General features: G+C 69.5%; 5 protein-coding genes. All 5 read left to right on the top strand.

Annotated elements, in window-relative coordinates; translation table 11 throughout:
• Positions 1-26: 26 nt before the first annotated feature.
• The gene (locus ONA70_RS32435; RefSeq protein ID WP_265010301.1) at positions 27-4,109 is read left to right on the top strand and encodes an RHS repeat domain-containing protein; all 4,083 of its coding nucleotides are present in this window, start codon (positions 27-29) and stop codon (positions 4,107-4,109) included.
• Between the two features lie 193 nt (positions 4,110-4,302).
• Positions 4,303-4,542 carry a hypothetical protein gene (locus ONA70_RS32430; protein WP_265010300.1) on the top strand — a complete coding sequence of 80 codons (240 nt, stop codon included), beginning with the start codon at positions 4,303-4,305 and terminating at the stop codon, positions 4,540-4,542.
• 146 nt (positions 4,543-4,688) lie between these two features.
• Positions 4,689-6,083: an efflux RND transporter periplasmic adaptor subunit gene (locus ONA70_RS32425; RefSeq protein ID WP_265010303.1), complete on the top strand. Its 1,395-nt coding sequence runs from the start codon at positions 4,689-4,691 to the stop codon at positions 6,081-6,083.
• Positions 6,080-6,976: an ABC transporter ATP-binding protein gene (locus tag ONA70_RS32420; RefSeq protein WP_319959415.1), complete on the top strand. Its 897-nt coding sequence runs from the start codon at positions 6,080-6,082 to the stop codon at positions 6,974-6,976. Before ONA70_RS32425 ends, ONA70_RS32420 begins: the two co-directional genes overlap by 4 nt.
• Entirely contained in the window at positions 6,973-8,157 is a 1,185-nt protein-coding gene (locus tag ONA70_RS32415; RefSeq protein WP_265010299.1) for an ABC transporter permease, read from the top strand. Before ONA70_RS32420 ends, ONA70_RS32415 begins: the two co-directional genes overlap by 4 nt.
• Positions 8,158-8,301: the final 144 nt, after the last annotated feature.

The raw sequence follows: 8,301 nt of genomic DNA, 5'->3' as shown, positions 1-8,301 counted from the left end.
AGTCCGAGACGGCCTACTACCGCGGCATGTCGAAGAACAACTCGACGACCGTGGTGAACCTGACCGACTCCGCCGGCGGCGTGCACGAGGACGTCAACGAGTTGGCCGGCATGGAACTGGAGACCACCGAATACCTGGGTGAGGGCGGCCGCGTCGACTCCTCGACCATCACCTCCTACTGGATCTCCGCCGCCACCGCCACCCGCAGCCGCAGCGGGCTGCCGGCGCTGACCTCGCAGTGGGTTGCTCCGATCAAGACCTACACCCGGCAGGCCGTCACCAGCAGCGGGACGACGACCTGGCGGTACACGGCGACCGAGAACAGCTACGACGCCAACACCACCAGCGCCACCTTCGGCGCGCTGAAGAACACCTACAACTACACCGTGCCTGCCGATCCGGCGTACGACGAATGCACCACCTACACGTACGCGCCGGCCAACACCGGGAAGAACCTGGTGGGCCTGGTGAGCCAAACCGAAACTGTGTCGGTCGCCTGCGGCGGCTTCACCCAGGGCACTCCGGCCTCCGAGCCGGGCAGCGTCAACACCCTCACTGCCCCGGCCACGGTCAACCGGCCCGCCCAGGTGGTCAAGGTCGAGCGGAACTTCTACGACGACACCACCTTCGCCACCACCTTCCCCCAGGCGACCGCCCCCAGCAAGGGCGATGTCACGATGGAGCAGACCGGCAAGGACTACACCTCCGGCGCGTATGTCTGGCAGACCGACAAGAGGTCCGTGTACGACTCCTTCGGGCGGGTCACCGACTCCTATGATGGGCGGGGTGGTCTAACGAAGATGTCCTACGCCATGAACAGCGTGAACCTCGTTACTGGAACGACCACCACGAATGCGCTGTCTCAGGCGGTCTCGGTCGCTCTCAGCCCGAAGCGGGGGATGCCGCTCAGCACCACCGATGCCAACCTGGTGGTCAAGCGGGAGCAGTACGATGCGCTGGGCCGAAGCACGGCTGTGTGGTTGAACAACCGGGCCACCAGCAGCCCGGCGAACCAGAAGTTCACCTACACGGTGTCCAAGACCGGGGTCAGCGCGGTCACCACGGAGAAGTTGAACAACTCCAACGGCTACCAGACCTCCGTCACGCTATACGACGCGCTGCTGCGCACCCGGCAGACACAGACGATCACGCCGCAGGGCGGCCGGATGATCACTGACACGTTCTATGACACCCGGGGTTGGACGCGGGCGTCGTACAACGGCTGGTGGGACGACACGACGACGCCGACGGTGAGCACCCCGGTGTCGGCGGCGGACCTTGGTAAGCAGGTGCCGAACCAGACGTTCACCACCTACGACGGCCTCGGCCGGGCCGTGATCGTCGAGGCGGCCAAGAATGGGGTCACCGTGTCCAAGACGACGACTGCCTATGGCGGCGACCGCACCACGGTCGTCCCACCGACGGGCGGCGTCGTGAAGACCACGGTCGTCGATGTCCTGGAACAGAACATCGAGTTGCACGAGTACAGCAGCTGGCCGACGGTGACCACGCCGGCGGACACGTTCACCGGCACGTTCACGGTCACTGGTGGTACCGCGACTGTGAGTAGGTACGGATACGACGGACACGGCTACCAGTCAACGTTGACTGACGCCAAGAGCAACGTGTGGACCTCGACCTACAACTTGCTCGGCCAGGTCGTCGCGAAGGCGGACCCGGACGCCGGCAACAGCACAATGGCCTACGACGCCAACGGGAACCTGGTGCAGACCACCGACGGCCGGGGCAAGACCCTGTCCTACACGTACGACGCTCTGGACCGGAAGATCGCTGAGTTCGCCTCGACGGTGGCGAACCAGTCGGCGGCGAACCAGCGGGCCGCGTGGGTGTACGACAACAGCAACGGTGTCGCCGGGGTCACCAACGCCATCGGTGAGCTGACCACGACGATCGCGTACCGGGGTGGTCAGGCGTACACCAGCCAGCACAAGGGCTTTGACGTCTTCGGCAATAGCCTGGGCCTGACGGTGACGATTCCCGACACGGAGGGGTCCCTGGGCGGCCAATACGTCTTCGGGCACACCTACACCTCGGTGCTGGGTCTGCCGTTGACCGACACATATCCGGCCAAGGGGAGTCTGCCGTCGGAGACGGTGGTGCACGGCTACTCCGGGGTGCTGGACCTGCCCACCACCCTCGGTGGCTCGACCAGCTACACCAGCGGGGTGACCTATGACGCGTGGGGTCGGGTGAATCAGCAGACGCTGGGCAGCACGACCAGCGCGGCCTACGTCACCAACACCTACGACACCCATACCGGCCGGCTGACCAACCAGCTCGTCACCCGCAACAAGACGACCCCGTCGACGGTGGACGAGCAGGAGTACCAGTACGATCTCGCCGGCAACATCACCCGCAAGATCAGCAAGCGGTACGGGGCGACTACTCCGGTCGAGACGCAGTGCTACGGCTACGACGGCCTGGCCCGGTTGACCGAGGCGTGGACCGCCACGGACAACTGCGCCGCCACCCCGACCGACACCAACAAGGGCATGGTCGGCAACACCATCGGCTCGGGTAGCGCCTACTGGACCAGCTGGAGCATCGACGTCATCGGCAACCGCACCCAGCAGGTCGAACACGGCCTCGGCACGGCCGCGAACACCAGCACCACCTACACCTATGACGGCAACGGTCAGAACAAGCCCCACACCCTGACCTCCACCACCAAGACCGGCGCCGCCACCGGCACCACCTCATACAGCTACGACAACGCCGGCAACACCACCGGACGCAACGCCGCCCAGGGCAACCAAACCCTGGCCTGGGACGACGCCGGCAAACTCACCGACGTCACCGGCGGCACCAGCGGCACCAACACCTTTATCTACGACGCCGACGGCAACCTGTTCCTGCAGAAGGAACCCGGCAAGGCCACCCTCTACCTGCCGGGACAGCAGCTCACCCTCAACACCACCACCACCATCATCGACGGTGATCGCTACTACGACCTGCCTGGCGGCGGCACCTGCATCCGCTCCGGCAGCGGCACGGCGTACACCTTCGCCATCGGGGACCAGCAGGGCACGCCGTCGCTCTACCTCGACAGCACCGCCCAGAACCCCACCTGGCGGCAGTACACGCCCTATGGCGGCCCGCGAGGAGCCACCATCACCGTGCCAGACAACCGCGGCTTCCTGAACAAGCCCACCAGCCCGACCGGGCTGACCGTCGTCGGCGCCCGCGCCTACGACCCGGGCGTCGGCCGCTTCATCTCCGTTGACCCGGTCATCGATTCAAGCGATCCGCAGCAGTGGGCTGCCTACTCCTACGCCAACAACACCCCCGTGACCACCAGCGACCCGACAGGTCTGATCCCGGAGGACTGCCTGCACTTCGACTGCTACGGCTACGATCCCCGGCCTCTGAAGAAGGGCGATGGGCGTGGTGCGGGCGGTTGCCCCCGAGGCTGCGGAACCAAGCGGAACAAGGACTGGGGGCGGCAGCACCACCGCTCGTCGACCGCCTCGCGTCGGCAGACCCACAAGCACAAGTTGCGGAGTGTCGACCACACCAACGCGAACCAACTGGCCGACCTGTTCCTAGGCGGTGTGGGCGGCAGCTACAAGTTCCAGGACGGCGACTACTTCGCTGAGCAGATGCGGAAGGATCCGTACCTGCGCAAGGCCGAATTCCAGATCGCCAACGAAATTGTGCTCGGCGCCCGCGAGGGCGATATGCGGAAGAGCCTCGGCGCATGGGACGAGTTCTGGTATGCGGCGAAGCACGACCCGAAGAACGTCTGGGCGTACCTCAACCGGGAGCCCGCCGATAATCTGGAGGTGACGTTCATGGGATCGTACTCAGTGAAGTGGACCGTTACTGATGATTCCCGTGATGACGGCACCGTCGGGGTGAAGTTGGTGCTGAAAAACAAGACGACGGTGAAGTCAGGTACCCGAATCCCCGGGCTCGGTTATCTGCCTTTCTACGACGACGTCGTTGGAGAACCGATTCAGCGCAAGTACGAGGGCAGGTTCCCCACGCAGTCGCAGACCGTTACCTTGAACGTTCGGATCCAGCGCGGATCCCTGCCGCACCCCGGCCCGATCTGCAGGAACGCAATCTCGGGGGACGGTGGCTGTTGATCGGGATGCGCTCCCTATCAGAGAGAGGTTGACCCGGGTGTCGAGGAAGTGGCCCTACGTTGCGGCCGTGTGCTGTCTTATGGTCCTGTGCTGTTGCTGGGCTGGAGTGGGCCACTTCCTCTTCCCTCCCGTAAGCTCGAACTCCCTGTGCGGTACTTGGCGGGCCTCGACCGGCAGCAATATCACTATTCACTTGGACCACACCTTCGAGGCCACCGATGTCCCTTTCGATGACTCAGAGAGATCGGGCAGCGGCGGGTGGGAATTCGAGCAGGGTGCCGCGATCGAGGGGAGGCTCATGCTGCGCTTCCGGGAGACCCGGACGAGCATGGAGGTCCGAACCCGGCGAAACCTGGGCGGTGATCTTCACCTGAGAGTCATCGACAACAGCGACGACCAGTACCTGGAATATCGGAAGGACAGCGGCTGCTGAGGCTGATCGGCAGGCGAAGTCGTGACATAGGGATTGGGCGACCCCGCCGTAGGGCAGGGGTCGCCCGGCTCCTGCTTTCGGGTGCGACGAGCCGATCGCATTGCGTCCCCTGATCGTTGAAGCCTGCAACATCGCAGGGCGGCTAGATTGGAGCGGTGGCCCGCATCCACCCGCCGCGGTTGCCCGCGGCCACCCGCCCCCGCCTGCTCACCGCCCTCCTCGCCGTCGTCGCCCTGACCGGCACCACCGCCGCTGCCTGCGGCGACGATCAGCCCGGCGTCACCGTCGCCCAGGTCGGCCGCTCCCCGGTGGCCGAGATGATCGACGCGCCGGCCACGGTGACCGCCCGCGCCGCCGCCACCCTCACCGCCCCGGCCGACGGCACCCTGACCAGCCTCCGGGTCCAGCCTGGGCAGCGGGTCGTCAAGGGACAGGTGCTCGCGGTAATCAGCTCCCCGTCGGCACAGGACCGGCTGAAGCAGGCCCGGGAGGCGCTCCGCGCCGCGAAGCGGGCCGGTCGCGGCGTCGGCGTGGGTGACCTCGGCGGCAGCCGGCGCGGCACCGACCGGGCGGCCAAGGAGGCGTTCGACGCCGCGCGGCAGGCCGCCGGGAAGATCGGCGACCCGCAGCTGCGGTCCGCGCTGCTGCTCCAGGTCGACTCGGCGCAGCGGCAGTACGAGTCGGCGGCCCGTGCCGCCGACCGGGCGGTCGCCGCCGTGCAGCGCGGTGTGGCCGGCCTGAACAGCGCCGTCGGCGCGCTGTCGGCCGCGCAGCGGCTCCAGGCCCAGCAGGCGTACGACCTGGCGAAGGCGACCGTCGACGCGTTGACCCTGCGGGCCCCGATCCCCGGGGTGGTGCAGCCGGGCGGCACCCGCGCCGCCGCCGCGACCGACCTGGGCGGCCTGCTCGGTGCGGCCGGGGGCGGTGTGCCCGGGCTCGACCCGTCGGCGCTCGGGGCGACCGGCCAGGGCGGTCCGCCGCCGGGGGTGGACGACGCGGTCCCGGCGGGTGGCCGGGTGACCGCCGGCACGCCCGTGCTGACCGTGGTGGACACCGGCCGGCTCGGCCTGCTCGCCGAGGTCGACGAGACCGACGTGCTGCTGGTCCGTGCCGGCCTGACCGCCTCGGTGGAGCTGGACGCGGTGACCGGCGCGAGCTACGACGCGACGGTCCGCTCGGTGGACGTGCTGCCCACCACCTCCGCCCGCGGCGGGGTCACCTACCGGGTCCGGCTCAGCCTCGGCGCCGGGCGGCTCGGTGAGGGGGAGGCCGCGCCGACGCCCCGCCCCGGCATGAACGCGGTGGTCCACCTCCGGGTCCGCGAGGCCGCCGACGCGGTGGCCGTACCGGCCTCGGCGGTCTTCTCCGCAGACGGCCGGGACGCGATCTGGGTGCTGCGGGATGGCAAGGCCGACCGGGTGCCCGTCACCGTCGGCGTGCAGGGGCAGGACCTGGTGCAGATCGTCAACGGCGTGCAGGCCGGCGACCGGATCGTGGTACGTGGCGCCGACCAGGTCCACGACGGCCAGGAACTGAAGTGAGGCTCCCCGCCGGGGTGCCGGCGATCGAGGCGCACGAGGTGTTCCGGACGTACCAGCTGGACGGGGTGTCCGTGCCGGCGCTGCGCGGCGTGTCGCTCACCATCGACCCCGGCGAGTACGTGGCGGTGATCGGACCCTCCGGCTCCGGCAAGTCCACCCTGATGCATCTGCTCGGCGGGCTGGACCGGCCGACGGGCGGCCGGCTGGTGATCGGCGGGCGGGACGTGGCCTCCCTCGCCGCGCCGGAGCTGGCCATGTTGCGCAACCAGACCATCGGCTTCGTCTTCCAGGCGTTCCACCTGCTACCGCGCACCTCCGCAGTGGACAACGTGGCGCTGCCGCTGGTCTACCGGGGGATCGGCGCGCGGCAGCGGCGGGAGAGCGCGGCGGCGATGCTCGGCCGGGTCGGGCTCGGCCACCGGCTGGACCACCGGCCCAATCAGCTGTCCGGCGGGGAGCAGCAGCGGGTGGCGATCGCCCGTGCCCTGGTCACCGACCCGGCGGTACTGCTCGCCGACGAGCCCACCGGCAACCTGGACACCGCCACCGGCGAGGCGGTGCTGGAATTGCTCGAACGGTTGAACGCCGAGTCGCGGGTGGCCCTGGTGATGGTGACCCACGACCAGGAGGTGGCCGCCCGGGCCCGCCGCAGGATCGCGGTCCGCGACGGTCTGATCAGGTCGGACACCATTCATGATCGACCGCTGTCCGGCCTCGGCGGGGGACCTGCGACACTGGACGACGCTCCCAGCGCGGAGCCCCGGTACGCGTCCGGAAGCGGCCCGGGGCACCCGTCCGGTGGCTCCGGTGGCGCCACCGGAGCCACCGGACGCCTTTCCGACGGCGCCGGGCCGGGAGCCGACGCGGCGGCCGGGCCCGGAGGTGCCGGGTGAGGGTCGCGGAGGCCTGGCGCGTGGCGCTGGACGCGCTGCGGGCCAACCGGATGCGCAGTGCGCTGACCATGCTCGGGGTGATCATCGGGGTCGCCTCCGTGGTGATCCTGGTGGCCATCGGCACCGGCACCAAGCAGAAGGTCGAGCAGCAGGTGGAGGGGCTCGGCTCGAACCTGCTCCTGGTCGTCCCCGGCCGGATCGACGTGGGTAACGCCCCGGTGGTCTCGCCGCTCGACCTCAAGGACGTGGACGCGGTCTCCCGGGTGGTCGGCGACCCCGGGCGGGTGGCGGTCACGGTGGCCTCGGGGGCGACCGCGCGGGCCGGCAACCGCTCCGACTTCACCACTGTGCAGGGGGTGCTGGAGACCACCCCGGCGGTGTTCACCCGCTCGCTCGCCCGCGGCCGCTACCTGACCGGGGCCGATGTGGACACCAGCCGCCGGGTCGCAGTGCTCGGCTCGTCCGTCGCGCGGGCACTCTTTCCCGACCGGGATCCGCTCGGTCAGCAGGTCGCCCTGGCCGGGGTCCGGTTCCGGGTGATCGGGGTCTTCACCCCGCTCGGCCAGAGCCTGGGGGTGGACCGGGACGACGAGGTGCACATCCCGGTGACCGCGGCGCAGCGGCTCTGGGGCACCCAGCGGATCGACGGCATCGCGGTCAAGGCCCCGGACCGGGAACGGATCGGCGAGCTGGGCGACCGGATCGTCGCCGAGCTGTCCCGGCGGCACCCGGACACCGAGTTCAGCGCGGTCACCCAGCAGCAGATCCTCGGCGTACTCGGTGACATCCTCGGCGTGCTGACCGGCGTGCTGGCCGCCATCGCCGGCATCTCGCTGCTGGTCGGCGGGGTCGGCGTCTCCAACATCATGCTGGTCTCGGTACGCGAGCGGACCCGGGAGATCGGCCTGCGCAAGGCGGTCGGCGCCCGGCCCCGGGACATCGGGGTGCAGTTCCTGCTGGAGGCGGTGCTGCTCACCTCGATCGGCGGGCTGACCGGGATGGCGCTCGGCGTCGGCACCGCGCTGCTGGTCGACGCGGTCTCGCCGATCCCCGCGGCGATCACCTGGTGGTCGCTGGCGCTCGCGTTCGGCGTATCGGCCGCGGTGGGCATCGTCTTCGGCGTGGTGCCCGCCCAGCGAGCCGGCCGGCTCGACCCGGTGGTGGCGCTGCGGGCCGAGTGACGGCCGGAGGCGGGTGGGGCGTCCCGGTCGCCGGGCGTGCTCCCCATGAACCGGACGGGCGGCCCGTCCAGGGAGAAAACACCAGGTCAACGCGGGGTGAGCGGGGGACATTCCATGATCATTAGAGGGAAGGGATCGCGCCGG

The organism is Micromonospora yasonensis, from assembly GCF_026013475.1.
In the GTDB taxonomy this organism is placed as follows: Bacteria; Actinomycetota; Actinomycetes; order Mycobacteriales; family Micromonosporaceae; genus Micromonospora; species Micromonospora yasonensis.
This window is presented reverse-complemented; position numbering and strand designations above follow the sequence as displayed.

Coding starts and splice junctions, on each gene's coding strand:
- ONA70_RS32435 (WP_265010301.1), top strand. CDS start 27: ATGTCGAAGAACAACTCGACGACCGTGGTGAACCTGACCGACTCCGCC.